The organism is Corynebacterium gottingense (assembly GCF_003693265.1).
In the GTDB taxonomy this organism is placed as follows: Bacteria; Actinomycetota; Actinomycetes; order Mycobacteriales; family Mycobacteriaceae; genus Corynebacterium; species Corynebacterium gottingense.
In genome coordinates, this window is the sequence record NZ_RDRE01000132.1 from 1 (window position 1) to 1,441 (window position 1,441).

The following is a 1,441-nucleotide window of genomic DNA, read 5'->3' on the forward strand; positions in this document are numbered from 1 at the left end:
GAGGGTGTCAGAAAGTTTGTGTGTGAGGCTCTCATCTAGAAGGAGTTTCACCGATAATGACTACGGTGTCACCGAAGAACAACCATGACCCGGCGAGGGTCAACGAGATCAGCGAGAAGCTGATGGAAAACCCTGAACTCTCCAGCTTGATCAGCGAGCTGTCGACCTCCGCTGAGGATGCAAGCGAGTTGGTCAAAGGCCTGCTCCAGGCATCGATCAACGCTGGTCTACAGGCGGAGATGGATGCGCACTTGGGCTACGGCCATTCCGACCGCAAGACCAAAGCCCAGGTCGAAACCGCGCAGGAGAATAACCACCGCAACGGGTCGTACACCAAGACCGTCAATTCTGGCTACGGCGCGGTGGAAGTAACCGTGCCCAGGGATCGTGCCGGCACGTTTACTCCCCGCATGGTGCCCAAAGGCGCACGCCGGTTGACCGAGCTTGACGACATGATCGTCTCGCTCTACGCCGGTGGGATGACAGTGCGCGATATTCAGCACCATCTTGCGACCACGCTTGGGGTGGATATGAGCCCGGATACGATCAGTACCATTACCGATGCGGTCTTGGAAGAGGTCATGATCTGGCAAAACCGGCAGCTCGACGAGTTTTACCCGGTGATCTTCCTCGACGCGCTACGCGTGAAGATTCGTGACGGCCACCGCGTGGTCAACAAGGCTTGCTACATGGCAGTTGGTGTCGACATGGACGGCATCAAGCACATCCTGGGATTGTGGATCGCTGAGAATGAAGGCGCCGCATTCTGGGCATCGGTGTGCGCAGATCTGGCCAACCGCGGGGTCCAGGACGTGTTCATCGTGTGCTGCGACGGGCTCAAAGGCCTGCCGGAAGCTGTGGAGGCGACCTGGCCGAATTCCATGGTGCAGACCTGCATTGTGCACCTGATTCGGGCTGCGAACCGGTGGGTGTCTTATCAGGACCGCAAACTTGTCTCCCGCGCGCTACGTGAGGTCTACACCGCCAACAACGAGGAGACCGCACGCGCCAACCTGGATGCGTTCGAGGCCAGTGAACTGGGCCGGAGATACCCCCAGTCGGTCAAAGTCTGGCGCGACGCCTGGGAGCGGTTCGTGCCGTTTCTGCAGTTCCCGCCTGCGGCCAGGCGGGTGCTCTACACCACCAATTCGATCGAGTCGCTGAATGCTGAACTGCGTAAAGCTACTCGAAACCGGGGTCAGTTCCCGAACGATACCGCGGCGCTGAAGACGCTTTGGCTGATGATCTGCAACATCGAGGACAAGCGTGCTGCTCAGCGGGCGAAGAAAGCGAAGCGCGACATTGAGCGCAACGGCTATATTGAAGGAGCGAAAGCCACCGGGTGGAAACAAGCCATCAACCAACTAGCCGTGGCTTACCCCGACCGATTCGCGGACTACTTGTAAACCAAGCCCCCGCACACAAACAATCGGACACTCTC

At 58.7% G+C, this 1,441-nt stretch carries 1 protein-coding gene; it reads left to right on the forward strand.

All coding sequences use genetic code 11. From position 1 onward, the window contains the following. Positions 1–56: 56 nt before the first annotated feature. A complete protein-coding gene (locus EAW56_RS12210; RefSeq protein ID WP_095536537.1) occupies positions 57–1,406 on the forward strand; it encodes an IS256 family transposase in 1,350 nt (449 codons plus the stop codon). Positions 1,407–1,441: the final 35 nt, after the last annotated feature.

Coding starts and splice junctions, on each gene's coding strand:
- EAW56_RS12210 (WP_095536537.1), top strand. CDS start 57: ATGACTACGGTGTCACCGAAGAACAACCATGACCCGGCGAGGGTCAAC.